This window comes from Tamlana crocina (assembly GCF_012037625.1).
This window is the reverse complement of record NZ_JAAVJS010000009.1, coordinates 100,019-126,810: the sequence shown is the minus strand read 5'-3', so window position 1 is coordinate 126,810 and position 26,792 is coordinate 100,019. Positions and strand designations below refer to the sequence as shown.

At 39.7% G+C, this 26,792-nt stretch carries 22 protein-coding genes; 19 read left to right on the top strand and 3 right to left on the bottom strand.

The annotated features are described in order from the left end of the window. Nucleotides 1-18 precede the first annotated feature (18 nt). The gene (locus tag HC176_RS08275) at nt 19-1,035 is read right to left on the bottom strand and encodes an AI-2E family transporter (protein WP_167917723.1); all 1,017 of its coding nucleotides are present in this window, start codon (nt 1,033-1,035) and stop codon (nt 19-21) included. Between the two features lie 414 nt (nt 1,036-1,449). On the opposite strand from HC176_RS08275, the gene HC176_RS08270 reads away from it, so the two are divergent. The 12 genes from HC176_RS08270 to HC176_RS08215 all read left to right on the top strand — a co-directional run bounded on the left by HC176_RS08270 (nt 1,450) and on the right by HC176_RS08215 (nt 15,683). Then, the gene (locus HC176_RS08270; RefSeq protein ID WP_167917722.1) at nt 1,450-3,555 is read left to right on the top strand and encodes a bifunctional aldolase/short-chain dehydrogenase; all 2,106 of its coding nucleotides are present in this window, start codon (nt 1,450-1,452) and stop codon (nt 3,553-3,555) included. Between the two features lie 78 nt (nt 3,556-3,633). Continuing rightward, on the top strand, nt 3,634-4,914 hold the full coding sequence (locus HC176_RS08265) for a sugar isomerase (protein WP_167917721.1): 1,281 nt from the start codon (nt 3,634-3,636) through the stop codon (nt 4,912-4,914). Nucleotides 4,915-5,009: 95 nt separating this feature from the next. Next, nucleotides 5,010-6,380 (top strand): FGGY-family carbohydrate kinase, encoded by a 1,371-nt coding sequence (locus HC176_RS08260; RefSeq protein WP_167917720.1) that lies wholly within the window; start codon nt 5,010-5,012, stop codon nt 6,378-6,380. Nucleotides 6,381-6,471: 91 nt separating this feature from the next. Then, nucleotides 6,472-7,761 carry a class II aldolase/adducin family protein gene (locus tag HC176_RS08255; protein ID WP_167917719.1) on the top strand — a complete coding sequence of 430 codons (1,290 nt, stop codon included), beginning with the start codon at nt 6,472-6,474 and terminating at the stop codon, nt 7,759-7,761. A gap of 41 nt (nt 7,762-7,802) precedes the next feature. Continuing rightward, nucleotides 7,803-9,218 (top strand): purine-cytosine permease family protein, encoded by a 1,416-nt coding sequence (locus tag HC176_RS08250; RefSeq protein WP_167917718.1) that lies wholly within the window; start codon nt 7,803-7,805, stop codon nt 9,216-9,218. Between the two features lie 212 nt (nt 9,219-9,430). After that, a complete protein-coding gene (locus tag HC176_RS08245; RefSeq protein ID WP_167917717.1) occupies nt 9,431-10,312 on the top strand; it encodes an AraC family transcriptional regulator in 882 nt (293 codons plus the stop codon). Nucleotides 10,313-10,449: 137 nt separating this feature from the next. After that, nucleotides 10,450-11,241, top strand: coding sequence for an SDR family NAD(P)-dependent oxidoreductase (locus tag HC176_RS08240; protein WP_167917760.1), 792 nt, complete (start codon nt 10,450-10,452; stop codon nt 11,239-11,241). Nucleotides 11,242-11,266: 25 nt separating this feature from the next. Further along, a complete protein-coding gene (locus tag HC176_RS08235; RefSeq protein ID WP_167917716.1) occupies nt 11,267-12,130 on the top strand; it encodes a fumarylacetoacetate hydrolase family protein in 864 nt (287 codons plus the stop codon). A gap of 42 nt (nt 12,131-12,172) precedes the next feature. After that, nucleotides 12,173-12,910, top strand: coding sequence for a (Fe-S)-binding protein (locus HC176_RS08230; RefSeq protein ID WP_167917715.1), 738 nt, complete (start codon nt 12,173-12,175; stop codon nt 12,908-12,910). 18 nt (nt 12,911-12,928) lie between these two features. Further along, nucleotides 12,929-14,305, top strand: a complete 1,377-nt coding sequence (locus HC176_RS08225; RefSeq protein ID WP_167917714.1) for a lactate utilization protein B — start codon at nt 12,929-12,931, stop codon at nt 14,303-14,305. A gap of 1 nt (nt 14,306) precedes the next feature. After that, on the top strand, nt 14,307-14,897 hold the full coding sequence (locus HC176_RS08220) for a LutC/YkgG family protein (RefSeq protein ID WP_167917713.1): 591 nt from the start codon (nt 14,307-14,309) through the stop codon (nt 14,895-14,897). Between the two features lie 69 nt (nt 14,898-14,966). Further along, nucleotides 14,967-15,683, top strand: coding sequence for a hypothetical protein (locus HC176_RS08215; RefSeq protein ID WP_167917712.1), 717 nt, complete (start codon nt 14,967-14,969; stop codon nt 15,681-15,683). A gap of 214 nt (nt 15,684-15,897) precedes the next feature. Here HC176_RS08215 and rocD read toward each other — a convergent pair whose 3' ends face one another. Then, entirely contained in the window at nt 15,898-17,142 is a 1,245-nt protein-coding gene (gene rocD / locus HC176_RS08210) for an ornithine--oxo-acid transaminase (protein WP_167917711.1), read from the bottom strand. Between the two features lie 243 nt (nt 17,143-17,385). Here rocD and rlmD point away from each other — a divergent pair, with 243 nt between their 5' ends. The 3 genes from rlmD to HC176_RS08195 are packed head-to-tail and all read left to right on the top strand — an operon-like array spanning nt 17,386 to nt 20,119. Next, nucleotides 17,386-18,798, top strand: a complete 1,413-nt coding sequence (rlmD, locus tag HC176_RS08205) for a 23S rRNA (uracil(1939)-C(5))-methyltransferase RlmD (RefSeq protein WP_167917710.1) — start codon at nt 17,386-17,388, stop codon at nt 18,796-18,798. Nucleotides 18,799-18,813: 15 nt separating this feature from the next. Continuing rightward, nucleotides 18,814-19,389: a DUF6452 family protein gene (locus tag HC176_RS08200; RefSeq protein WP_167917709.1), complete on the top strand. Its 576-nt coding sequence runs from the start codon at nt 18,814-18,816 to the stop codon at nt 19,387-19,389. After that, nucleotides 19,355-20,119 (top strand): DUF6048 family protein, encoded by a 765-nt coding sequence (locus HC176_RS08195; protein ID WP_167917708.1) that lies wholly within the window; start codon nt 19,355-19,357, stop codon nt 20,117-20,119. Before HC176_RS08200 ends, HC176_RS08195 begins: the two co-directional genes overlap by 35 nt. Nucleotides 20,120-20,411: 292 nt before the next feature. Here the strand turns inward: HC176_RS08195 and dnaK are convergent, their stop codons facing one another. Further along, entirely contained in the window at nt 20,412-22,325 is a 1,914-nt protein-coding gene (gene dnaK / locus HC176_RS08190) for a molecular chaperone DnaK (RefSeq protein ID WP_167917707.1), read from the bottom strand. 304 nt (nt 22,326-22,629) lie between these two features. Here dnaK and panB point away from each other — a divergent pair, with 304 nt between their 5' ends. The 4 genes from panB to gcvT all read left to right on the top strand — a co-directional run bounded on the left by panB (nt 22,630) and on the right by gcvT (nt 26,791). Continuing rightward, entirely contained in the window at nt 22,630-23,448 is an 819-nt protein-coding gene (panB, locus tag HC176_RS08185; RefSeq protein ID WP_167917706.1) for a 3-methyl-2-oxobutanoate hydroxymethyltransferase, read from the top strand. 68 nt (nt 23,449-23,516) lie between these two features. After that, nucleotides 23,517-24,218, top strand: a complete 702-nt coding sequence (locus HC176_RS08180; RefSeq protein WP_167917705.1) for a pseudouridine synthase — start codon at nt 23,517-23,519, stop codon at nt 24,216-24,218. A 28-nt stretch (nt 24,219-24,246) separates the two neighbouring features. Continuing rightward, nucleotides 24,247-25,623 (top strand): aldehyde dehydrogenase, encoded by a 1,377-nt coding sequence (locus HC176_RS08175; RefSeq protein ID WP_342448677.1) that lies wholly within the window; start codon nt 24,247-24,249, stop codon nt 25,621-25,623. Between the two features lie 85 nt (nt 25,624-25,708). Continuing rightward, complete coding sequence (gcvT, locus tag HC176_RS08170) at nt 25,709-26,791, top strand: glycine cleavage system aminomethyltransferase GcvT (RefSeq protein ID WP_167917703.1); 1,083 nt, start codon at nt 25,709-25,711, stop codon at nt 26,789-26,791. Nucleotide 26,792 lies beyond the last annotated feature (1 nt).

Genomic DNA, 26,792 nt, shown 5'->3' with positions numbered 1-26,792 from the left:
TTTTTAAATAACTTAATTCTATAATTTATCTTTCGTACCTTGGCCGTATTCACGTTTATAAATCTTAATAACAATTAACAGTAAACTGATTAACAACGGTCCGAAAATCAAACCGACAAAGCCAAAGAGAGGAACTCCCACGATAACACCAAAAAGTGTTATTAATGGGTGTACATCGTCAAGCTTTTTAAGTACAAATAGCCTGATGATGTTATCGGTCGACCCAACGATAACGATACCATAAATTAAAATACCCCAAGCCTGAAAGGTATCTCCATTTGAGAGTGTTAACAAAAACACAGGAACAGACCCCAACATACTGCCAATAAACGGAATCATGGCACCAATAGTTACGATTACCATCCAGAAAAAGGGGTTTTCAATACCAAAAATCAAGAAGCCTATTAGTGCCACCACACCTTGTGCTATGGCTACCAAAGGTATTCCCAATGCATTGGCTCGAACCATTTCTCGTGTTTTTTTTCCTATAATCTCTAAATTGTCATCTCCTATTGGGATGTATTCATAAAGGGATTCACGAAGCTCTTTTCGGTTGGTCAACATATAATATAGCAAAAAATACATAATGGTAATAGCTATAAATGTGGCAAATGTGCCACCGGCCAAATCCTGAAGGTTTTTCGATACCCAGCCAGAAACTGCACTGGCATCAATTTCTGAAGTAAGATCATAACCGTAGCGATTTTCAATATTGCCCAGTTGCAGTTTTAAGGCTGAAACCACCTTTTCTGAATTAGTTACGGCCTTACTAATTTTATTGCCCAGCATCCAAACCGCACCACTTAATGGTAATAAAATAACAATGAATGACAACAACATTAAAACGCCTGCTGCCAAATTAGGATGCCAGCCTTTTTTGGTTAGCCTATGCATAAAATCTTTTAACAGCACATATAGGGTAACCGCTCCCAACACCCCCGAAAAATAAGGAAGTACTTCCTTAAAAATAAGACCACCAATTAGTGCTATCAACAAAAGCACAAAAATTTGACGGATGATTTTTGATTCTATCATACTTAATTATTAATCAATACCAATAAATAGCTTTCCAAACACTTTTATAAGTTCTGACTTGTTCTTCTATTTTTTTGTAAGATCTTAGGAAAAAAGGTTTTCTATTAACGCTTTAAGATAAAAAATTAACTTGTTTAAGTGTTAAAAGCTTTTTTTATTAAAAATATTAACAATAGCTAATATATCGAGGAAGCTATGGTATGCTTTCGCTCATTACCAAAGGTTTTTTTTGGTTATCGCTACTTTTTATATAATTTAAAAAAAGCCACTAAAAACACGTTTAGACATTAAATTTGTTTTTTTGCTACATTTTTTTTCTAAAAAAATCATATAAATCAAAAAATTGCAGTACAGTACAGGATAGAATCAATCTAATCTTAGCATATTTTTGTTGAATAACTTTTTAAAAACAACATGAGCACAGTAACAAAAAACTTCAAATACGTAGATTATCTTTGGGATAATGAAAAAGCAGAAAGCCTAGGAGACGACCAAGTCGCTTTATTCTTATACCGTTCTAACATATTAGGAGCAGATTTAAGAATCACGAATTACGGCGGTGGAAACACGAGCTGTAAGACCATTGAAAAAGACCCTTTAACCAATGAAGAGGTTGAAGTCATGTGGGTAAAAGGTTCTGGTGGAGACATCGGTACGTTAACCCGTTCCGGTATCGCTGGCCTGTACACTAACAGATTGCGTGATTTAAAAAATGTTTACGGCGGATTGGAAGACGAAGACCGCATGGTTGGCTTGTTCAACCACTGTATATACGATCTGGACAGTAAAGCGCCTTCTATCGATACGCCTTTGCATGGTTTGTTACCGTTCAAACACATAGACCACTTGCACCCCGATGCCCTTATTGCCGTAGCTGCCGCTAAAGACAGCGAAAAGGTAACCAAAGAAATTTGGGGCGATACCATGGGGTGGGTGCCTTGGCAACGTCCTGGTTTTGATTTAGGCCTTCAATTGGAGAAATGCTTAAACGATAACCCTGGAATTAGAGGTATTGTTTTAGGAAGCCACGGATTATTTACTTGGGGAGATACGTCTTACGAGTGCTACATGAACAGTTTGGAAGTGATTGAAAAAGCTTCTGAATATATCGACAACAAAATCAAGGAACAAGGTGCTGTTTTTGGTGGCCAAAAAGTACAAAGTTTGCCAAAAGAAGAGCGTTTGGAAAAAGCGGCCCAATTAATGCCGTTATTAAGAGGATTGTGTTCTTCTGAAAACCAAATGATCGGTCATTTTTCCGACACCGATGTGGTGATGGAATACATCAACAGTAATGATTTGGAAAGATTGGCCCCTATGGGTACGTCTTGCCCAGACCACTTCTTGAGAACAAAAATCCAGCCTTTGGTATTAACTTTAGATACCAATGAAGATGTATCGGATGCCGATGCCGTGCTTAAAAAATTAGAGCCTGCATTCGAGCAGTACAGACAAGAATACGCCGATTACTATAATACTTGCAAAAGAGATAACAGCCCAGCAATGCGCGACCCTAACCCGGTAATTATTATTTATCCAGGAGTAGGTATGTTCAGTTTTGCAAAAAACAAGCAAACTACGCGTGTGGCGAGCGAGTTTTACATCAATGCCATTAACGTAATGCGTGGTGCCGAAGCGATTACTGAATACACATCTTTACCAAGACAGGAAGCTTTCGATATTGAATATTGGTTATTAGAGGAAGCTAAATTGCAACGTATGCCAAAAGAGCAACCATTATCCCGTAAAATAGCATTGGTTACCGGTGCTGGTGGAGGTATTGGTAAAGCGATTGCCGATAAGTTAGCTGCCGAAGGTGCGAATGTAGTATTGACTGATATTAATGAAAACAGCCTAAAAGAAGCCCACGCTACTTACAAGCGCGATGTGTCAGCTTATGCCGTGTGCGATGTTACCAATTACGATTCTATCGTTAACGCATACAAAAAAGCATGTGTTGAGTTTGGTGGGGTAGATATTATTGTACATAGTGCAGGTTTGGCTATCTCTAAACCAATTGAAGAAACTTCCCAAAAAGATTGGGATTTGTTACAAGATGTTTTGGTTAAAGGCCAGTTTGAATTGGCTAAAGCTGGCGTTGAAGTGATGCGCAAGCAAAACCTTGGCGGAAACTTCATCAGTATCGCCAGTAAAAACGGATTGGTTTCAGGACCAAATAATGTAGGCTACGGTACGGCTAAAGCGGCACAACAGCACATGTCACGTTTATTGGCCGCCGAATTGGCAAAAGATAAAATCCGTGTAAACGTAGTAAACCCAGATGGTGTTATTGTGGGCAGTAAAATTTGGGAAGGTGCTTGGGCCGAAGGTCGCGCCAAAGCTTACGGTATTACCGTAGAGGAGCTTCCTGCACACTACGCCAAAAGAAACCTGTTGAACGAGATTATATACCCAGAAGATATTGCCAACGGCGTGTTTTCATTGGTAGGTATTTTAGATAAAAGCACCGGAAACATCATTAATGTGGACGGCGGAATGGCAAATGCCTTCGTAAGATAGTTATTAGAGTTAGTTTTAGTTGAAAAACTTCCATAGCATATCAAATATATATGGGAGTTTTTTTTTAAATTTTAATCCATGAAAATAGAACAGAACCATATTCAAGATTCGAATAAAAAAAGCCTTCAATCGCACCAAGAACAATTCGATTTTTTATCGAACAACTTATCAAAAAAAGGTGCCGACGTACAAGGTATCATCAATAAACTAAAAGACTTCCAAGTAGCTATACCGAGTTGGGCATTGGGTGCTGGAGGTACCAGATTTGGGCGTTTTTCATTCTATGGAGAGCCTTCAAGCTTAGAACAAAAAATACAGGACGTGGGCATATTGCACGCCCTTACGCAAACGGCAGGCGCGGTTTCGCTCCATATTCCTTGGGACATTCCACAGGATTATGCTGCCATTAAAGAAATCGCCAACGGCTTGGATATTAAGTTTGATGCGGTAAACTCCAACACGTTCCAAGACCAAAAGGATGCCAAGGAAACTTACAAGTACGGTTCGTTGAGCAACACCAGCGAAGCGGTAAGGCAACAGGCTATTCAGCATAACCTGGATGTGATCAACATCGGTGATAAATTGGGTTCAAAAAGTTTGACCGTTTGGTTGGCCGATGGGTCTTGTTTCCCTGGCCAGAACAACTTCCAAACAGCGCTTCAAAATACGGAGAACAGCTTAAAGGAAATCTACAAAGGCTTACCCAACGATTGGAGCATGCTCATTGAGTACAAACCTTACGAGCCAAACTTCTACAGCACGGTAATCCAAGATTGGGGCACCTCGTTTATGTTGGCCAATGCTTGTGGCGAAAAAGCCTATTCGTTGGTGGATTTGGGCCACCATTTGCCAAACAGCAATATCGAGCAGATCGTTTCCATATTAATGTCGAAAGCCAAATTGGGAGGTTTCCACTTTAACGACAGCAAATATGGCGATGACGATCTAACCGTGGGAAGCATCAAGCCCTATGCCCTATTCCTAATCTTTAACGAATTGGTTTATGGTATGCAAAACAATCCGAACAATCCAGATTTGGCTTGGATGATTGATGCCAGCCATAACGTAAAAGATCCTTTGGAAGATTTGATACAATCTTTGGAGGCCATTCAAGAGGCTTACGCCAAAGCTTTGTTGATTGACCAAGCGGAGCTGAAGGCCGCACAATTAAACAACGATGTGGTAAAATGCCAAGAGATCCTCCAGGATGCCTACAGAACCGATGTTCGTCCGCTGTTGGCAGAAGCTAGACTAAAAGCTGGCGGTGCGCTAAGCCCTATAAACGCTTACCGCTCCTTGGATGTAAGAAACCAGCTTATAGATGAAAGAGGCAAACACACCGTGGCCACTGGATTATAATAAATTTAAATGCCCATTTATTAGGGCATTTTTAAACCCCAATACTAAACCAACATTAACCCACCAAAAAGTTATTTCAAAACTAAATTGACGAAATGATAAACGTAACGGCGGTATTTGACATAGGAAAAACCAATAAAAAATTCTTCCTTTTTGATAAAGACTACAAAGAAGTCTATAAAGAATATTCCAAATTCGATGAAATAGTTGATGAAGATGGCCACCCAACCGAAAATTTAAGCGCATTGCAAAATTGGCTAAAAGGCGTTTTCGAAAACATCCTCAATGCCAAGCAGTTTAACGTAACGGCCATTAACTTTTCAACTTACGGCGCCAGTTTTGTCCACCTCGACGAAAACGGCGAGGTACTCACACCGCTTTACAATTACACCAAGGACATTGACCAAAGCGTGATAGATTCCTTTGTTGAAAAATATGGGCCGAAAGAAGAATTTCTGAAAACCACCGGCTGTTTCGATTTAAGCCTTTTAAATTCCGGTCTGCAGTTGTACTGGATCAAGTACACCAAGCCTGAAATATTCAAAAAGATAAAATACTCGTTGCACCTCCCGCAATATCTCAGCTATATTTTTACGGGCATTCCATTGAGCGAATACACCAGCATTGGCTGCCATACCGCACTTTGGGACTATACCATAAAAGATTATCACAGTTGGGTATACAAAGAGGAATTGCATAAAATTTTGCCTCCCATCGTTTCTACCGAAACCAGCATCAACATGAACTACAACGGAAAACGCATCAAAATAGGTGTGGGCATTCACGATAGTTCTTCTGCCCTGTTGCCTTATGTGCGCAGCGTAAAGAAAAAATTCGTATTGGTTTCAACCGGAACTTGGAGCATTACGCTAAACCCGTTTGCGGAGCACGCCATAGTTGAAGATACCGATGCTGAAGATTCCATAAATTATATGCGGATCAACGGGAAACCCGTAAAGGCAACACGTGTGTTTCTGGGCAACGAATATAAAATCCAGGTCGCCAAATTGAGCGGGCAATTCGGGGTTGATGAGGATTACCACCGCCACGTAAAGTTTGATTACGACCTCTATTCTGAAATCATGCACGACTTTAAGCACATGTTTAAATGGGAAAGCATAAAGGATGAAAACATGCCGGACAAAACCGAAATCACCTACGACAAATTTGAACATGCCTACCATCAATTAATGACCGAACTTGTACTGTTACAGGTAAAAAGTATTCGCGACGTAGTTAGAGGTGCGGAGATAAAAAGACTTTATGTTGATGGCGGCTTTAGCGACAACGACCTTTTTGTTAAACTGCTGTCGCACTATTTCAGAAATATGAAATTGCGAACCACCGACTCATCATTGGGCTCGGCTTTGGGCGCTGCCATTTCAATTTCAGATAAAAAATTGAATTCAAAATTTCTCAAAAAAAATTATTCATTGAAAAAACACGTTCCGTTCATAACCAAATAAAAACTGGAAACCATTTGTTTTTGAAAGTAAACAGAACAACAATTCAATAGTAGCACTGGTGAGAATGTAACATGTCATAAAACCTGTAAAAATGTCGAAAAACCTCAAATTAGAACATCCCAGAGACCAGATTACTAGAATTATTAGTAGAATTTACAAACGTGGAATGACCACTACATCGGGTGGCAATATTTCAATAATTGACGATAATGGCGATATTTGGGTAACCCCATCGGCCATTGATAAAGGGTCACTTAGAGCCTCTGATATTATCTGCGTAAAAAAAGATGGCAGCATTGTTGGCAAACATAAACCATCCTCAGAGTTTCCATTCCATAAAGCTATATACGAGGCCAGGCCAGACATAAAATCGGTTATCCATGCCCACCCTCCTGCTTTGGTATCTTTCAGTATTGTTCGAAACATACCTAATACCAATATTATTTCGCAAGCCAAACATATTTGTGGCCCAATTGGATATGCCAAATACGAATTGCCCGGCAGTGATAAATTAGGCGAAGTAATAGCCGATGAGTTTAAAAAAGGATATAAAGCTGTTATCATGGAAAACCATGGTACGGTATTGGGCGGAAGTGATTTAACCGATGCTTTTGAACGCTTTGAAATGTTGGAGTTTTGTGCCCGAACTATTTTGTACGGTTCGCAAATTGGCACCCCAAACTATTTAACCGACGAAGACATCAACAGCTTCGAGAAACAGGCGGCACATATGCTTCCCGAAATGGAAACCACTGAACATTTTCCCGACGAGGTTGAAAAGCGTTTGCAGATTTGCAATATCGTTAAACGTTCCTGCGAACAGGGCTTAATGATCAGCTCGTACGGCACGGTTTCTATGCGATATAAAGATAACGATTTTTTAATCACCCCTACCGATGTAAGCCGTTGGGATATGAGCTTGGAGGATATTGTACAGATAAAGGGCGGCAAAAGGGAAAAAGCGAAAATCCCCAGTAGGGCCACTTGGATTCATGAAGAAATCTATAAGAACAACCCAAACGTAAATTCCATTATCATGACACAATCTCCGTACTTGATGGCCTTCGGGATAACAAAATCATATTTGAATGTGCGAACCATACCAGAGAGCTGGATTTTCCTGCAAGATATCCCATCGGTAAAATATGGCACACATTTTAAGTTCAACAACAACTCCGAAATTGTTGAAAACTGCACCACGGCCTTAATTATTGAAAACGATTCCGTAATTATAACTGGCGATAAATTACTACAGACTTTTGATTACCTTGAAGTGGCCGAATTTAGTGCAAAATCGATTGTTATGGGCGCTTCACTTGGTGAAATGGTTCCCATAAACGATGAACAAGTTGAAGAACTGAGAAAGAAATTTTTAACCTAATGGGCAAAATAAACCAGTACTAACCAAACAAAATACAACATATGGCATTATCACACATAGAAGAAGAAATTATTGAAGACATTGCAGGAGGCGAGTTTGAACGCACCCCTGTTCCCAAATCCAACCTAAAAAGCTGGAAGAGCTTCTTGGGCATGTATGCCGGAGAGCATGCGGCAGGAACCGAATTTATGATTGGGCCGTTATTTTTAACCGCCGGTGTTAGTGCTTTCGATCTGTTGGTGGGCCTGTTGCTCGGGAATTTGTTGGCCGTTTTGTCTTGGCGCTTCCTTACGGCCGAAATTGCCGTTAAAAACAGGCTGACGCTCTATTTTCAATTGGAAAAAATAAGTGGGAAAAACTTGGTCACCGCTTACAATCTGGCCAACGGTGTCCTCTTTTGTTTTTTAGCAGGATCCATGATCACGGTTTCTGCCACGGCAGTTGGTATTCCGTTCGATATGCCCATGCCAAAACTTGACGACACCCTGCCCAATGGCCTAACTTGGATCATTATCGTAATTTTGATTGGTGCCGTAATTTCCATCATTGCTGCCAGAGGTTACGATACGGTTTCAAAAGCCGCAAATTGGATGTCGCCCGTCATTGTATTGGCTTTTATTGCATGTGGCGTTGTTGCACTAAACCAATTGGGCGTTTCCAGCTTTTCTGATTTTTGGGATATTTGGGGCGAGGGAAAAGAGCCTTTCCCCGGCCAAATAAAATATACCTTTTGGCATGTTCTGATATGGTCGTGGTTCGCCAATAGTGCAATGCATATTGGCATGTCCGACCTTTCGGTTTTCAGGTTTGCAAAAAAGGCCAGTTCCGGATGGACAACGGCCGCCGGTATGTACGTTGGGCACTACATGGCCTGGATCGCTGCTTGCTTATTGTATGCCGTTTATTTAAAGACCCCAGAGGCCCAGGCCTTTTTGACCAACGGGGAAGCCCCTCCGGTTGCCCCCGGGCCTCTGGCCAATAATGCCATCGGTGTTTTTGGGATTATAGCTGTAGTGCTTGCTGGATGGACAACAGCCAATCCTACCATTTATAGGGCCGGCCTGGCCTTTCAGGCCATTCTGCCCAAGCTGTCAACAGCAAAAGTGACCATACTGGCGGGCTCAATCGCTACCATTGCAGGTTTGTTTCCGGCCTTTGCAATGAAACTCCTTGGCTTCGTGGCTCTGTACGGCTTTATCCTATCGCCAGTTGGCGCTATTATCGTGTTCGAACATTTCTTCCACAAGAAGGTCGGCATCGTTAAAAACTACGCCGAAGAAGCCAATATTAAGTTCAACAAATCGGTGTTTTGGGCATGGGCAGTGAGCTTCGGCATATTTTACTTCATATCCATTCAGTTCGATGTGTTCCTGTCGTTCGTAACCCTGCCCGCTTGGATACTCTGTGGTGTACTATTCTTGATTTTTAGCAAACAATTTCAGAGTAAAAAACATTAGCGTTAAGCTCTAACTTTACAAAAAAAGCTTCCAATTTTTTAATAGAGGAAGCTTTTTTGTTACTATAATTATCCCTCTGTTGTTCATACCTTATTCCGTTTAGCTACGATAGAGGTGTATTAAATGTTACTCCTTATACCTTGTACTATTTTTGCTAATACACTAATTATTAACTACATTTGGGCTAAATAAAATGAAGTGTATTTTTAAATATGAAACTTCACCTTTTAGATCGGAGTAACCTTGGCAACAGTTCGTTCGCAACTAAAGTTAACGAGTACCCTTACTTTTTAAAAGTATGGCATTACCATCCAGAATTGGAGCTGGTAGTGGTTTTAAAAAGTGAGGGGACTTGTTTTATTGGCGATAACGTTGAAAAATTTGGTATTGGGGACGTTGTGCTAATTGGTGAAAACCTACCGCATATGTGGCAAAATGATGAAGACTATTTCCTTCAAAATTCAAAACAAACGGCCAAAGCCATTGCCATACACTTTAAAAAAGATTATCTCGGCCCCAAGTTTTTCGAAAAGCCAGAAATGATCCATATTTTGGAATTATTTGAACGTGCCCGTTTTGGACTAAAATTTTTGAATATTGATAAAAACGTAATTTCAGAAATTCATAACATGCTGAAATTGGAAGGCTTTGAAAAAACCATGGCTTTTCTACATATATTGAACAAATTGGCCAAACACAAAAGTACCATGCGCTTGTCTAGCCAAGGATTTGTCAATTCGTTTCAAGCCTCAAAGAGTGATGCCCAAGACAATGTTCAAGCCTATATCTTTAAAAATTTCAATCAAGACATTTCGCTCGATAAAGCTGCCGAAATTGCCAATATGAATCCTTCGGCCTTTAGCCGTTTCTTTAAAAGAGTCAACCGAAAGACTTTTTCAAAATATGTTACCGAAATCCGTATCGGTTATGCCTGTAAACTGCTTCAAGAGAATAAATTCAATATTTCAAGCATTTGCTACGAATCTGGTTTCAACAATGTTTCAAACTTCAACAGGCAATTTAAACTCAGCATGAACTGTACCCCTTCAGAATATGTCGAAAAACGTAAAAGGTCTAATCTACCGCAACAATAATTGCCAAATATGATACCACAAACACAACAAGGCAAAAAAAGTATCACAGTGAATCAAATATTAAGAAGATTGTTGCATGATTACAACGTAATTTTGTATGCCTATGTCTAGCGACATAAATTCAGAGCTAAACGATGATGACAAAATTCAGCTTAAAAAATAAAATGGCACTTATTACTGGTGGTGGTAGTGGTATCGGCGAAGCCATTTCGCTTACCTTTTCTCTTCATGGAGCAAAAGTCCATATTTTGGATTTTGATTTGGAAGCTGCTCAATTTGTGGTTTCTAAAATTAAAAAAATTGGCGGCGAGGCCGAAGCCCATCAATGCGATGTAGCCAATCAGCAAAAAGTATTCAATGTCATCAATAAAATAGCGGAAAACGACTCAGGTGACTCGATTGATATTTTAATAAACAATGCCGGAATTCCTCACTTGGGAAACATAGAAGCCTGTGATGAAGTAGATTTAGACCGTCTTTATAACGTTAACATTAAAGGCGTTTATAACTGCATAAAAGCAGTTGTTCCGTTTATGAAAAAGCAACAAAACGGGGTGGTTTTGAATTTAGCTTCCATTGCGTCAACCGTTGGTTTAAGCGATCGCTTTGCTTATTCGATGACCAAAGGTGCGGTATTGACCATGACCTACTCCATTGCCAAAGACTATATAAAAGATGGCATCCGCTGTAACTGTATAGCTCCTGGTCGTGTACACACCCCGTTTGTTGACGGGTTCATAAAGAAAAACTACCCTGGAAAAGAGGACGAAATATTCAAAAAACTTTCAAAAACGCAACCTATTGGGCGTATGGGAAGCCCCCAAGAAATAGCCAATTTGGCGCTGTTTTTATGTTCGGACGAAGCAGGATTTATTACAGGATCCAATTATGCCATTGATGGTGGTTTTGTTACCCTGAATGGAAATTAATGAAAAAAATAACACAACATCAATTATGAAATTAATACGATTTGGTGCTGAAGCTGCAGAAAAACCAGGAATACAATTGGCCAACGGAACAAAAATAGATGTTTCGGCATTTGGCTCAGACTATAACGAAGATTTCTTCGGAAATAACGGTATAGAAAAACTAAAAACTTGGTTGGTGACAAACCAAGACAGTTGCCCGGAAATTGATGACAATGTACGGTTGGGCGCGCCATTAACACGCCCGTCAAAAATAGTTTGCATTGGGCTGAACTATGCACAACATGCGGCCGAAGCCGGAATGGAAGTACCAAAAGAACCGGTGCTATTTTTTAAATCGACCACGGCTATGGTTGGACCAAATGATGATATAATGCTTCCTAAAGGAAGTACAAAAACCGATTGGGAAGTAGAATTAGCTATTGTAATTGGTAAAAAAGCATCGTATGTGGAAGAAGAAGATGTTTTCGACCACATTGCCGGTTACGTTCTGCATAACGATGTAAGCGAACGCGCTTATCAAATTGAGCGTTCTGGGCAATGGTGCAAAGGAAAAGGCTGTGATACCTTCGCTCCTATTGGACCTTTTATCGCTACTACCGATGAAATTGAAGATCCAAACAATCTTAATTTATGGTTAAAACTAAATGGTGAAGTGATGCAAAACAGTTCGACTTCCGATTTTATTTTCAACGTACAGCAATCCATCAGCCATATTAGTCAGTTTATGACCTTGCTTCCCGGTGATATCATTTCAACTGGAACACCTTTTGGAGTTGGGCTAGGTTTGAAGCCTCCCGTTTATTTAAAAGCCGGTGATATTGTAGAATTAGGTATTGAAGGCTTAGGTACATCTAAACAAAAAGTAGTATCTTTTAGAAGTAATTTGTAAGCTAAACAAGAACGCACATTTTTAAAAACAAAAATTATTGAAATGAAAGTAGGTTTATTCATTCCGTGTTATATTAACCAATTATATCCGCAAGTGGGGCAAGCTACGCTCGAACTTTTGGAAAAACTGAATGTAGAAGTAGTATACCCATCAGGGCAAACCTGCTGTGGGCAACCCATGGCAAATTCTGGTTATGAATCAGAATCAGTGGGTACTTACTATCATTTTGTGAATAATTTTAAGGATTTTGATTATATCGTTACCCCTTCTGGCAGCTGTGCATACCATGTAAAAAAACATTACGACATTATACCTCAAACTGATGCCGTTACCGGAGTTAGAAATAATGTTTACGAATTGTGTGACTTCCTTTTAAATATTTTAAAAATTAAGAATTTAGACGCATCGTTTCCCCACAAAGTGGGTGTTCACAAAAGTTGCCATGGTTTACGAGGGCTGCGGTTGGGCTCATGTTCCGAACGCGTTACTTCTGATTATTCCTACATAGAAGAAGTGCTAAAAAAAGTAAAAGGCGTTGAATTGATGCCCGTTCAACGCGGAGATGAATGCTGTGGCTTTGGTGGAACTTTTGCTGTTGCCGAAGAAGCTGTTTCGGTAAAAATGGGCAAGGATAAAATAAAAGATCATTTGGAAAGTGGCGTTGAAGTGATAACGGCCACCGATACCTCATGCCTCATGCATTTGGAAGGTTTAGTGAACCGTAATAAGCAGCCGCTAAAAATTCTTCACGTTGCAGAGATTTTAAATAGCAACCTTTAATTTAAACACAACCAAATTATGAGTCATCCAAAATTAGCGAGCATATTCAACAAAGACGAAAAGAAAGTCGATTGGCACGATAAAGCGCTTTGGTTTGTTCGCCATAAACGTGATAAATCTGTTCACAATGTAAAAAATTGGGAAGAGCTAAGAAACCTAGGTAAAGGAATTAAAGCCCACATGCTTTCTAATATAGACACCTATTTAGAAGAGTTTGAAGCCAATGCACAGAAAAATGGTGTTGAGGTACATTGGGCAGCCAATGCAGAAGAGCACAATCAAATTGTTCATAAGATATTAAAAAATAACAAAGCCAAAAAGGTGGTAAAAAGTAAATCAATGTTAACTGAAGAATGCCATTTAAATCCGCATTTGGAAGCCGACGGCATAGAGGTCATCGATACTGATTTAGGTGAGCGAATCGTTCAATTAGCCAAAGAACCACCCAGCCATATAGTGCTACCGGCCATCCACAAAAACAAACACGAAGTTGACGAGCTTTTTCAGGAGCATTTAGGCACTCAACCCTGCGACGGCAATCCACAGTATTTAACAGGTGAAGCCAGAAAACATCTTCGGCAAAAATTTATTGAGGCCGATGTGGCTATTACCGGTGTTAACTTCGCCATCGCCGAAACGGGCGGGTTTGTAGTTTGCACCAATGAGGGAAATGCCGATATGGGTGCTCATTTAGCTCCCGTTCATATTGCCTGCATGGGTGTTGAAAAAATTATTCCAAAGTTAGAGCATTTGGGTGTGTTTCTGCGCTTGTTGGGACGTTCTGCCACAGGGCAGCCTATTACGACATATTCATCGCACTTCAAAAAGCCTTCCGAAGGTAAAAAATTGCACATTGTAATTGTGGATAATGGGCGCTCGGAACAACTCAGTCGTCCAGATTTCAGGGCCTCTCTACGCTGCATCCGTTGTGGTGCCTGCATGAACACTTGCCCTATTTACCGCCGTAGCGGTGGGCACAGTTATGATGCTACAGTTCCTGGGCCAATTGGCTCCATCTTATCGCCTGGGAAAGATTTAAAAAAGCACAGTACTTTACCGTTTGCCTCTACTCTTTGTGGCTCTTGTAGCGATGTTTGTCCGGTAAAAATTGACATACATGCCCAATTGTACAAATGGCGCCAAATCATAACCAAGGAAACGCCACAACCCTTTGTAAAAAAGAAATCGATGCAAATAATGGGAAGCGTGTTCACCAAACCCAATCAGTTTGAAAAAGTGGGTAAAATAGCACGGTGGTCGCTTAGAAACTTGCCACAATCGTTAATCAATTCTAAACCCAACGTTTGGGGCAAGGAAAGAGATTTGCCAAAGGGACCTAAACAAAGTTTTGATGAGTGGTATAACCAAAGACAAAAAAACAAAAACAACAGTTAACATGCGAAGTAGAGCAGAAATATTAGCAAAGTTAAAGGCCAACAAACCTGAACCCTTACCATTGCCACAAATAGACCCAGCCATATTTGATGAAAATTTAAACCTAATTGAAGAATTCACTAAAAAAGTTGAAGTAGTTGGCGGCAATGTTTACCGCGCTATTTCAGCAAATGATGTAGTAAAACAAATAAATGCCATGCTTCCTGATACTAAAGTAAACTATTCTGCTTTAGAGGGTACTTATGCTTTTAATACGGTTGATTTGAACACTATTAAAGATCCGAGAGATTTGGAAGATCTCGATATATTAATTCTTAACAGTGATTTGGCTGTGGCCGAAAATGGTGCCGTTTGGGTCAACGACCAAAACCTCCCGATTAGAGTGCTTCCATTTATTACTAAACATTTGGTTTTGGTACTTTCAAAGACAGATGTTTTACCTTACATGCATCAAGCCTATGAAAAATTAAACCAACAACCTACAGATTTTGGAGTGTTCATTTCAGGTCCGTCCAAAACTGCTGATATTGAGCAATCTCTGGTTATTGGAGCTCATGGCGCTTTAAGTTTGAGCGTATTTTTACTGGATTAAAACATCTCCAATTTCCTAGCCATTACATTTATTATAGTTTTGCTATATTGTAGCTAAATTTAGCTGCCAATGCAAGACAAACCCCTTTTGTCATCCGATTATAGAATCCGAAAACTTATCGGTACGCTGGGGTTGTTGTTGCCCATTGTATTACCGATTATCAAAGGGGAGTTTTTAGCCTCGGTAAGTCATTATTATTACGATAGGCTAACCTCGCAAATCCTTATAATTATACTCGCCACATTTGGACTGTTTTTAATTTCATACAGGGGGTATGTGCTAGATAAATCTTCTGAAAAAATAAGTGATGATGTATTGACCAACATTGGTGGTTTCGCGGCATTGTTGATTGTCTTTATCCCCACCTCGTGCACCAACAGCGCCAGCACCACCATCGATTTTCTTTGTTCAAATGCCAATCAAATTCCACTCCCACTCTTTGGGCACCAATCAACAACTTTAAATGGTATTCATTTTATTGCTGCGGGTGTGTTTATTCTTTGCATGGGTTGGATGTCTCGGTTTAAGTTTACCCGAGACGAACACGACCCCAACAATATCATTTACAAGTGGTGCGGAAATATGGTTTTTATCTCAGTAGGGTTGATTATTATATTTGTGGTTCTTGAAAAGTTCACCAATATTCCCATTCCGTTAAAAAACCACTACGTTTATGTTTTTGAAACCACTGCCATTATTCCGTTTGGTATTTCATGGCTATTAAAAGGTGAAGCTTTTGAAGACATAAAAACCATAACCAAACGTGTGGTAAAGCGGGAGACCTGAAATACTTGTTTATTGCGGCCATATCGTCATCTATCCTACTGTGGCTTATAACATCGTATTTCCAAAAATGTTGATGGAAATCTATTATCTTGTCTAATCTTTTCCAAATATATAAAACCGATTAATTAACATTCTAAACTTAGTTTGGCTGTTGTTTTAAAAGTTTTATAAAAAAAGCGCATCAAAATGATACGCTTGGTTAATTATGCAATCTTTAATTTTCAAAAGCTTTGAGGGTTTTGGTAATGATTCCCACACAATCCATCAATTGTTCTTCATTCATCACCAAAGGTGGTGCAAAACGAATGATATTGCCATGCGTAGGCTTAGCCAACAAACCGCTGTCCCTCAATGCCAAACAGATGTTCCAAGCGGTGTCACTGTCGTCATCATCATTTATCACAATAGCATTGAGCAAGCCTTTACCACGAACTAGATTAACAATATTGCTGGTTTGTATGTATTTGTCCATTTCACTTCTGAACAATTCCCCCAAAACATGAGCGTTTTCGGCTAAATCTTCATCACGAATTACTTCCAAGGCTGCCATAGCCACTGCAGCCGCCACGGGATTTCCGCCAAAAGTACTACCATGGTTTCCGGGTTTGATAACTCCCATAACGTCATCATTGGCCAAAACTGCCGATACGGGATATACCCCACCGCTTATAGCTTTTCCAAGGATTAAAACATCGGGCGTTACGTTTTCGTGGTTCACCGCCAATAATTTTCCGGTGCGGGCTATGCCCGTCTGTACTTCATCGGCAATAAACAATACATTGTATTTTTCGCAAAGGGCTTTTGCTTCTGCAAGGTAGCCTTCACTGGGCACATAAACACCTGCTTCCCCTTGAATGGGTTCCACTAAAAACCCGGCAACATTTGGGTTGTTTTTCAACGTACTTTCCAAAGCTTCTAAATTATCATATTCAATTTTTATAAAACCTTTGGTGTACGGACCGAAATTTTTTCGCGCAACCGAGTCGTTTGAAAACGAAATGATCGTGGTGGTCCGGCCGTGGAAATTATTTTCACAAACCACTATTTCGGCTTCATTTTCATCAATACCTTTTACCTCGTAAGCCCATTTTCTGCAAATTTTCAATGCGGTTTCTACGGCTTCGGCACCAGTATTCATTGGTAACAACTTGTCGAAGCCGAAAAATTCGCAAGCATATTTTTCAAACTTCCCAAGCATATCGTTGTAAAACGCACGTGAGGTTAAGGTTAGCGTTTGGGCTTGGTCGGTCATGGCCTTTACAATTTTGGGGTGGCAATGCCCTTGGTTTACGGCCGAATACGCCGATAAGAAATCGTAGTATTTCTTGTCCTCAACATCCCAAACGTGCACGCCTTTGCCTTTGGCCAATACCACGGGCAATGGGTGGTAATTGTGTGCGCCATACTTGTTTTCTAAATCTATCGCTTGTTGCGAAGTTAATTGGTCTAAAACAGCCATTTTAATAAAATTTAAATTGAAAAAAACAACTATTCCTTCTGTACCTTTATTCTTTCATAAACCCGAACGGGACGAAAAAGCAGCGTGGGAGAGAAATCATCCTTAAGAGCATGCAAATTACTAAATATTACTTGCTTTGTGAAATATTTTATGGCCCAAGCTGCTGTTTTTGCCGTATAAAAGCGTTTAAAAAATCATGATTCGTAAATCGTAAATAGCAAATCCTTTCATTACTTTTGCAGCATGCCTAGAAAAAAATCGAGAAAACAAATTTTTGAGCATCTGGAAGTGATTGATGCTGGAGCAAAAGGAAAAACCATAGCCAAAGCACCCGACGGAAAAGTGGTGTTTTTGCCCAATGCGGTGCCGGGCGATGTGGTTGATGTGCAAACCTTTAAAAAGCGAAAAGCCTATTACGAGGGCAAAGCGACCGTTTTTCATAAATTATCGGAAAAGCGTACCGAAGCCGTTTGCGAACATTTTGGCACATGCGGAGGCTGTAAGTGGCAACACATGGCCTACGAACACCAATTGTTTTACAAACAAAAAGAAGTGACCAATAACCTCACCCGCATTGGCCATATCGAGTTGCCCGAAGTCACGCCTATTTTAGGTTCAGAAAAGCAATATTTTTATAGAAATAAAATGGAATTTTCGTTTAGCGATAGCCGATGGTTAACGCTTGATGAAATTCAATCGGGAGAAGATGTGGGCGATAAAAACGCATTAGGTTTTCATATTCCGGGCATGTGGGATAAAATTCTGGATGTTAAAAAATGTCATTTGCAGGAACACCCTTCCAACGCGATTAGAAATGCCATAAAACAGTTCGCGATTGATAACGACTTAGAATTTTTTAACACGCGAAACCAAACCGGATTATTGCGTACCCTAATGATACGCACCTCGACAACAGGCGATGTTATGGTACTCATCCAGTTTTTTAAAGAGGATAAAACCAAACGGGAACTATTGCTCGATTTTATTGCAGAAGAATTTCCTCAGGTAACTTCGTTACTTTACGTCATCAACGAAAAAGGCAACGACACCATTTACGACCAAGAAGTGATTTGCTACAAAGGCAACGACCATATTTTTGAGGATATGGAAGGCTTGAAGTTTAAAATAAACGCCAAATCGTTTTACCAAACCAATTCCGAACAGGCTTACGAATTATATAAAATCACACGAAATTTTGCCAATTTAACTGGAAACGAATTGGTTTACGATTTGTACACCGGCACCGGAACCATTGCTCAATTCGTGGCCAAAAAAGCAAAAAAAGTAATTGGTGTTGAGGCCGTTCCCGATGCCATTTCTGCAGCGAAAGAAAATGCACAATTAAATGGCATAAATAACGTTGACTTTTTTGTGGGCGATATGAAACATGTTTTCAATGCGGAATTTATCAAAAAACACGGTAAACCCGATGTAATCATTACCGATCCGCCACGCGATGGTATGCATAAAGATGTTGTGCAACAAATTTTGAACATCGCTCCTAAACGTGTGGTTTACGTGAGTTGCAACAGTGCCACCCAAGCGCGCGATTTAGCGTTAATGGATGCCCATTACAAAGTAGTAAAAACCCAAGCGGTAGATATGTTTCCGCAAACCTTCCATGTTGAAAACGTGGTGCTTTTAGAACGCCAATAATTGATTTTAAAACACATGAAATATTTCAAAATTCTAATCATCTCCGTATTGCTTTTAGCTGCTCTATCGATAAGTTGCGAGCGCGATGATATTTGTCCGGCCAGTACGCCTACTACACCACATTTAATCATCGATTTTTTGGACGTTAACAACAACGATAATCCCAAAAATGTTTTCGGTTTATTGATAATAGACACATTGACAACAGATACATTATTGGTAACAGACTTAAATATTAAATCCATCCTACCAGGCTACGGTTTTATAAGTGAATCAACAATATTACTGCCTTTAAAAACCGATGCCAATACCACGCAATTTGTTCTTTTTAAAGAAGCTGAAATCAACGATAACGGTACAGAAGAAGATACTAGCGATGATTTTATTGAGGGTAATCCAGATGTAATTACAATCAATTACAGCCGAGAGCAAGTGTTCGTTTCTCGTGCCTGCGGTTACAAAACTATTTTTAAAAACGTAACCCTAACCATCGAACCCGACGAGGATAATTGGATGCTTTCCAGACAACCCTTAACCGATAACCAATCTGTAGAAGATGAAACCACAACGCACTTTAATATTACGCATTAGTAACCTTTTCGCCATTATACTTTTCAATGTTTCGATTAGCGCTCAAAATGACAATATCGCTAGCGTTGAAACGGACACTACAAGAGTAAAACTAAAATACGGACTAAGAATTGGTGGTGATTTCGGGAAATTAATTCGTTCTTCGCTTGACGATGATTATGCCGGCTTTGAAATTCAGGGAGATTATCGTTTAAAACGCGATTTGTATGTCGCCGGTGAAATAGGTTTTGAAGAAAAAAATACAGTAACCGATTATTTAGATATAACCAGTAAAGGCTCGTATATAAAAGCTGGTGTTGATTACAATATGTATGACAACTGGTTGGATATGGATAACATGATTTACGCCGGATTTAGAATTGGTGCAGCCAGTTTTAGCCAATATTTAAACAGCTTTACGGTGTATAACACGAACCAGTACTGGGCACCGCAACTCACTTCGAGTGACGGCGAATCCTTTAGTGGATTAACATCCATTTGGGCAGAAATCATTTTAGGCATAAAGGTAGAGCTGATTAACAACCTGTATATGGGGCTAAATGCGCAATTAAAACTAAAAGCCAGCGAAACCGAACCCAACAATTTCCAAAATGTTTACATTCCTGGATTTGGAAAAACCTATGATAGCAGTGGTATTGGCGTAGGATACAGTTATTTTTTATCGTACCGTATTCCGTTGTATAAAAAGTATAAAGACGTTGAAAAGATTGAGGTTGAAGCTGAGAACTAATTTAGAAATCAACAAATAAACACCCTTAATATCTAGCTGTAAACCAAAATTTTAAAGCTATTGTTGGAGCATTCTTGTAAGAGTTAACTAATTTTAGGCTAGAATTAAATAGGTAGTATCTCACCAAGTGTATAAAGTTTAATATCGAGGTAATGTTCTTGATATTTTTTGCTTAATTTTAAATTTAAAACAACTTTTTAGCTATAATTTATTGACGAAATTAAAAAACGCAATCAAATTAATGATTGCGTTTTTACTTCTAACTTCAGTCTTCCGACTTAATTCTAGCTTATTATTTCACTTCTTCAAAATCTACGTCTTCCACGTCGCTACCTTCGTTTGATTGGCCATTTTGGCTCGCTTCAGGTCCTGGTTGCGCTCCGCCAGCTTGTTGCTGTGCTTCGGCTTGTGCTTTGTACATTTCTTCAGAGGCTACTTTCCAAGCTTCGTTTATTTTTTCTAAAGCAGGCTCGATTTGTGCCAAATCTTTAGTTTCATAAGCTTTCTTCAACTCTTCTAGAGCTTCTTCTACTGGCTTTTTCTTATCGTCTGATAATTTATCACCAAACTCTTCCAATTGCTTTTCAGTTTGGAAAATCATAGAATCGGCTTCGTTCAGTTTCTGAGCTTTTTCAGCTGCAACTTTATCTGCTTCCGCGTTTGCTTCAGCATCAGCTTTCATCTTTTCGATTTCTTCTTCTGTTAATCCTGAAGATGCTTCAATTCTAATATCTTGTTTCTTACCTGTAGCTTTGTCTTCTGCAGATACTTTGATGATACCGTTGGCATCAATATCGAAAGTTACCTCAATTTGTGGTGTACCACGACGTGCTGGTGGAATACCATCTAAGTGGAAACGTCCAATAGTTTTGTTATCGGCTGCCATGGCTCTTTCACCTTGCAACACGTGGATTTCAACAGATGGCTGATTATCGGCCGCTGTTGAGAATACCTGTGATTTCTTAGTAGGAATGGTGGTATTCGCCTCAATCAATTTGGTGAATACGTTACCCATAGTTTCGATACCTAGTGATAATGGCGTTACATCCAATAAAAGAACGTCTTTTACATCACCAGTTAATACTCCACCTTGGATACCGGCTCCTAGAGATACTACCTCGTCTGGGTTAACCCCTTTGCTTGGCGCTTTTCCGAAGAATTTCTCTACCGCTGCCTGTACCGCTGGGATACGGGTTGAACCACCTACTAAAATAACCTCGTCGATATCAGATTTTGATAAACCTGCTGCTTTTAAAGCCGACTCACATGGTTCGATAGTACGTTTTACTAAATCGTCGATTAATTGCTCAAACTTAGAACGCGTTAACGTACGCACCAAGTGCTTTGGTCCGCTAGCCGTTGCCGTAATGTAAGGCAAGTTGATTTCAGTCTGTGCAGAAGATGACAGCTCAATCTTAGCTTTTTCGGCAGCTTCTTTTAAACGTTGAAGTGACATTGGGTCTTCACGTAAGTCCATGTTCTCTTCAGCTTTAAACTCATCGGCTAACCAGTTGATGATTTTTTCATCTACATCGTCACCACCTAAATGTGTATCACCATCGGTAGAAAGTACTTCGAATACACCGTCACCTAATTCTAGGATAGATACATCGTGCGTACCACCCCCAAAATCGAATACTACTATTTTTTGGTCTGTTCCTTTTTTATCTAATCCGTAAGCTAGTGCTGCAGCAGTAGGCTCGTTAATAATACGCTCTACTTTTAAACCAGCAATTTCTCCGGCTTCTTTAGTGGCTTGACGCTGACTATCGTTAAAGTAAGCAGGTACAGTAATTACTGCACGACTTACGTCTTGCCCTAAATAATCTTCAGCCGTTTTCTTCATTTTTTGAAGAATCATAGCCGAAAGTTCTTGTGGCGTGTATAAACGACCTTCAATATCCACACGTGGGGTATCGTTATCGCCTTTTACTACTTTATAAGGTACACGCTCTGCTTCGTTTTTAGATTCAGAATATTTATTACCCATAAAACGTTTAATCGAATAAACGGTTTTTGTGGGGTTAGTTACTGCTTGACGCTTGGCAGGGTCTCCTACTTTAATCTCACCGCCTTCAACAAACGCAATTACAGATGGTGTAGTACGCTTACCTTCAGCATTTGGGATTACAACAGGCTCATTTCCTTCCATTACCGAAACGCAAGAGTTTGTTGTTCCTAAATCAATTCCAATAATTTTACTCATAACTATGCTTTATTTGTGTTTTATAAATTTCTGCTTGCGCAGAAACGTTGTGTTCAATTTTAAATTCGGTTTGTATAAGTCAATCATTATGCCAACAAAAAAATGCTGACACAGTGTCATACTTTTATGAGTATTCAGTCATAGTCGCAGTTTTCAGCTTAAAAAATGTTTTTTAACCTGTCAAACCGATTAGTTGCTACTAAAGTGATCGGTATTTAACAGTATACCATCCATTAAAAGAAAAGTTTAACTGTATATGGTTTATTTACTACTTTTGCTTGACAACTCATTCATAATAATTAAGATGTCTACATCAAAAAAAGAATACAAGCGCATTACCGTAAAAACGTTGGTTGATATGAAAGCCAATGGTGAAAAAATATCAATGCTTACCGCCTACGATTATACCATGGCAAAAATAGTTGATAGCGCTGGTATTGATGTTATTTTGGTTGGCGACTCGGCCAGTAATGTTATGGCTGGGCACGAAACCACTTTGCCCATTACTTTAGACCAAATGATTTACCATGCCTCTTCGGTAATCCGAGCGGCAGAACGCAGTTTAGTAGTGGTCGATTTGCCTTTTGGAAGCTACCAAAGTGACCCCAAGGAAGCCCTGCGATCGGCCATTAGGATTATGAAAGAAAGTGGTGCGCACTCGGTTAAATTGGAAGGTGGAAAAGAAATAAAGGATTCCATAAAACGTATTTTAAACGCCGGCATTCCGGTAATGGGGCATTTGGGTTTAACACCACAATCCATTTACAAATTCGGTACTTACACCGTTCGTGCCAAAGAAGAAGAGGAAGCACGACGATTGATTGAAGATGCGAAAATGCTCGAGAAAATTGGTTGTTTTGCCATTGTTTTGGAGAAAATTCCAGCGGCTTTGGCTAAGCAGGTTTCTGAAAGTGTGAGTATCCCCATTATTGGAATTGGTGCAGGAAATGATGTAGACGGACAGGTTTTGGTATTACACGATATGTTGGGCATGACACACGAGTTCCATCCTAGGTTTTTGCGCCGTTACCTGAATTTGTACGACGATATGAGCAACGCCATTTCTCAGTATGTTGACGATGTGAAATCACGGGATTTCCCTAACGATGAGGAGCAGTATTAATACTGAAAAATTCCAATTGCCAAATTCCAATTTGTTAAAACCAAAAACCACAAAACATCCGCGAATTAGTGGCCAGTAAAACCCTTTCCCATAAAAACAATCTACAAGTTCTTTACGAAGACAACCACATTATCATCGTAAATAAGCGGGCTGGCGATATTGTTCAAGGGGATAAAACGGGCGACAAACCGCTTAGCGACGTAGTTAAAGAATATATTAAGGATAAATACAACAAGCCAGGTAATGTCTATTTGGGCACCGTTCACCGTTTGGACCGGCCCACCACAGGACTGGTTGTTTTTGCAAAAACCAGTAAAGCGCTACCACGACTTAACAAACTTTTCGTTTCTAAGGATATAAAAAAAACGTATTGGGCCGTTGTTAAAAAACAGCCACCTAAAAAAGCTGATACGCTTATAAATTGGCTGAAAAAAAATCCAAAGAATAATAAATCTACCGCCCATAACAAAGAAGTAAAAGACAGCAAAAAGGCCATTTTGCATTATGAACTGCTGAAGGCATTGGATAATTATTTTCTGTTGGAAGTGAATCTGGAAACGGGGCGCCACCATCAAATTCGCAGTCAACTATCGGCCATCGGATGCCCTATAAAAGGCGATTTAAAATATGGCTTCGACCGCAGTAATAAAGATGCGAGCATCCACTTGCATGCCAAACATATTGAATTTGTTCACCCCGTGAAACAAGAACCTATTTCTGTTTCGGCACCACTACCCGATGATGCGATTTGGAAAGCTTGTTCAGAATAATTTTCTATATTTATAGAAAACTCTTTTGATTTCCATTCCAAACATTTTAGCCGCTCAAAAAGAATATTTCGCTTCTCAAAAAACAAAAGAAGTCCGTTTTAGAATTGACCTGCTTAAAGCCTTAAAAGCAGAAATTCAAAGGAATGAAGAGGCCATTTACGATGCTTTGAAAAAAGATTTTAAAAAATCGGAATTCGAAACCTTTTTGAGTGAGTTCGGTTTGGTCGTTTCGGAACTTAACCTAGCGATTAAAAACCTTAAAAAATGGAGCAAACCCCAACGGGTAAAATCCTCCATTTTAACGTTCCCTTCATCAGATTACATCTATAAAGAACCTTATGGCAACGTGCTCATTATTGCCCCATGGAATTACCCGTTTCTGTTGGCTCTCTCCCCCCTAATTATGGCTATTGCTGCTGGTAATACGGTAGTTTTAAAACCCAGCGAACTTACGCAAAATACTTCAAAACTACTGACTAAAATCATCAGCACCGTATTTCCAAAAGAAATTGCCATTTCAATTGAGGGCGATACCGAAACAGCTACTCAATTACTCGCCCAAAAGTGGGATTATATTTTTTTTACCGGAAGCGTTTCCGTGGGGAAAATTGTAGCAAAAGCTGCTGTAAAACATTTAACGCCCGTAACTTTAGAGTTAGGCGGTAAATCGCCCTGCATCATTGACGGTTCGGTGGATTTAAAACTCACCGCCCGCCGATTGGCATGGGGCAAATTTTTAAACGGCGGACAAACCTGTATCGCTCCAGATTATGTCATTGTCCATTCTAAAATTAAATCTGATTTCATTGAAGTTTTAAAAGCTGAAATCATAAAAATGTATGGTTCCAAGCCAAAAACATCTCCTGATTTTCCCAGAATTATAAATCACAAAAACTTCAAAAGACTCACCGAACTTTTAAAAAACGAGTCCGTTATTTTTGGTGGTGAAACAGATGAAAAAACGCTTTGCATTTCACCTACAATCGTTGATAATCCTAGTTTGGAAAGTCATATAATGAATGAAGAAATATTCGGCCCCATCCTTCCCGTTTTGAGCTATCATTCAGAATCGGATATCGAAGAAGTTATTCTCAACCAACCGAAACCTTTGGCATTCTATATATTTTCAAAACATAATTCATTTGTTGAAAAAACGCTTCACACTTATAGTTTTGGTGGTGGTGTAGTTAACGATACACTTGTTCATTTTGGTAATCAAAATCTTCCGTTTGGTGGTGTTGGAAATAGTGGTATGGGACAATACCATGGTAAGTTCGGTTTTGATACGTTTTCGCATCAAAAATCGGTGATAAAACGAGGCACTTGGTTCGACCCGTCGTTGCGGTATCCACCTTATAAAAACAAACTAAACCTAGTAAAAAAGCTGTTTAAGCTCTTCGGTTGATTATTTTAGAAAACTTTAAAATTTCAAAAAAAACTAATCCCTAAAATTTCGATACATTTGCTTTTCAAATTTTGAACAAGCAAGAATGAAAAACACAGCCTTAACCCAAACACACGAAGCGCTTGGCGCAAAAATGGTGCCTTTTGCAGGCTTTAATATGCCCGTACAATACGAAGGCGTTAATGCAGAACACGAAACCGTACGGAATGCCGTTGGCGTTTTTGATGTGTCGCATATGGGTGAGTTTTTAATTGAAGGCGAACATGCCTTGGAACTCATTCAAAAAGTATCCAGTAATGATGCCTCAAAACTCACCATAGGCAAAGCGCAGTACAGCTGTATGCCCAACGAAAACAGTGGTATAGTTGACGATTTGATTATCTACCGCATAAAAGAGCACACTTATTTATTGGTGGTTAACGCGAGTAATATTGAAAAAGATTGGAATTGGATCGAATCGAAAAACGATGTTGGTGCGAAGATGCGCAATTTAAGTGATGATTATTCTTTATTGGCTATTCAAGGTCCCAAAGCTGTCGAGGCCATGCAAAGCCTAACCAGTGAAGATTTATCGGCCATTAAATTTTACAATTTTGTAGTGGGTGATTTTGCAGGTATCGAGCACGTTATTATTTCGGCAACAGGTTATACCGGAAGTGGCGGATTTGAAATTTATTGCAAGAACAGCGAAGTGAAGCAAATTTGGGATAAGGTTTTTGAAACTGGAAAAGATTTCGGTATTAAGCCCATAGGTTTGGCTGCCCGCGATACCTTACGACTCGAAATGGGTTATTGCCTTTACGGAAACGATATTGACGATACCACTTCGCCTATTGAGGCTGGCTTGGGATGGATTACCAAATTCACGAAAGATTTCACCAACTCGGAAGCTTTAAAGGCTGAAAAAGAACGCGGCCCGGAACGCAAACTCATCGCTTTCGAATTAAACGAACGTGGTATTCCCCGCCAAGGTTATGATATTCTCGACGACAACGGAAAAACCATAGGAAGTGTTACTTCGGGCACCATGTCGCCCTCCTTGGGTAAAGGTATTGGTTTGGGGTACGTTCCAACGGGATATTCCAAAGTGGGCAGCACCATAAATATTCAAATACGCAAGAAAGTTGTACCTGCCACCGTTGTAAAGTTACCATTTTACAAGGGGTAAA

What these genes read in the sequence shown, in the direction of transcription:
- HC176_RS08260 (WP_167917720.1), top strand. Translation starts at nt 5,010, where the DNA reads ATGATAAACGTAACGGCGGTATTTGACATAGGAAAAACCAATAAAAAA.
- dnaK (WP_167917707.1), bottom strand. Translation starts at nt 22,325, where the DNA reads ATGAGTAAAATTATTGGAATTGATTTAGGAACAACAAACTCTTGCGTT.
- HC176_RS08250 (WP_167917718.1), top strand. Translation starts at nt 7,803, where the DNA reads ATGGCATTATCACACATAGAAGAAGAAATTATTGAAGACATTGCAGGA.
- gcvT (WP_167917703.1), top strand. Translation starts at nt 25,709, where the DNA reads ATGAAAAACACAGCCTTAACCCAAACACACGAAGCGCTTGGCGCAAAA.
- HC176_RS08240 (WP_167917760.1), top strand. Translation starts at nt 10,450, where the DNA reads ATGACAAAATTCAGCTTAAAAAATAAAATGGCACTTATTACTGGTGGT.
- HC176_RS08235 (WP_167917716.1), top strand. Translation starts at nt 11,267, where the DNA reads ATGAAATTAATACGATTTGGTGCTGAAGCTGCAGAAAAACCAGGAATA.
- HC176_RS08265 (WP_167917721.1), top strand. Translation starts at nt 3,634, where the DNA reads ATGAAAATAGAACAGAACCATATTCAAGATTCGAATAAAAAAAGCCTT.
- HC176_RS08230 (WP_167917715.1), top strand. Translation starts at nt 12,173, where the DNA reads ATGAAAGTAGGTTTATTCATTCCGTGTTATATTAACCAATTATATCCG.
- HC176_RS08200 (WP_167917709.1), top strand. Translation starts at nt 18,814, where the DNA reads ATGAAATATTTCAAAATTCTAATCATCTCCGTATTGCTTTTAGCTGCT.
- HC176_RS08270 (WP_167917722.1), top strand. Translation starts at nt 1,450, where the DNA reads ATGAGCACAGTAACAAAAAACTTCAAATACGTAGATTATCTTTGGGAT.
- HC176_RS08225 (WP_167917714.1), top strand. Translation starts at nt 12,929, where the DNA reads ATGAGTCATCCAAAATTAGCGAGCATATTCAACAAAGACGAAAAGAAA.
- rlmD (WP_167917710.1), top strand. Translation starts at nt 17,386, where the DNA reads ATGCCTAGAAAAAAATCGAGAAAACAAATTTTTGAGCATCTGGAAGTG.
- HC176_RS08215 (WP_167917712.1), top strand. Translation starts at nt 14,967, where the DNA reads ATGCAAGACAAACCCCTTTTGTCATCCGATTATAGAATCCGAAAACTT.
- HC176_RS08245 (WP_167917717.1), top strand. Translation starts at nt 9,431, where the DNA reads ATGAAACTTCACCTTTTAGATCGGAGTAACCTTGGCAACAGTTCGTTC.
- HC176_RS08255 (WP_167917719.1), top strand. Translation starts at nt 6,472, where the DNA reads ATGTCGAAAAACCTCAAATTAGAACATCCCAGAGACCAGATTACTAGA.
- HC176_RS08195 (WP_167917708.1), top strand. Translation starts at nt 19,355, where the DNA reads ATGAAACCACAACGCACTTTAATATTACGCATTAGTAACCTTTTCGCC.
- HC176_RS08220 (WP_167917713.1), top strand. Translation starts at nt 14,307, where the DNA reads ATGCGAAGTAGAGCAGAAATATTAGCAAAGTTAAAGGCCAACAAACCT.
- HC176_RS08275 (WP_167917723.1), bottom strand. Translation starts at nt 1,035, where the DNA reads ATGATAGAATCAAAAATCATCCGTCAAATTTTTGTGCTTTTGTTGATA.
- rocD (WP_167917711.1), bottom strand. Translation starts at nt 17,142, where the DNA reads ATGGCTGTTTTAGACCAATTAACTTCGCAACAAGCGATAGATTTAGAA.
- panB (WP_167917706.1), top strand. Translation starts at nt 22,630, where the DNA reads ATGTCTACATCAAAAAAAGAATACAAGCGCATTACCGTAAAAACGTTG.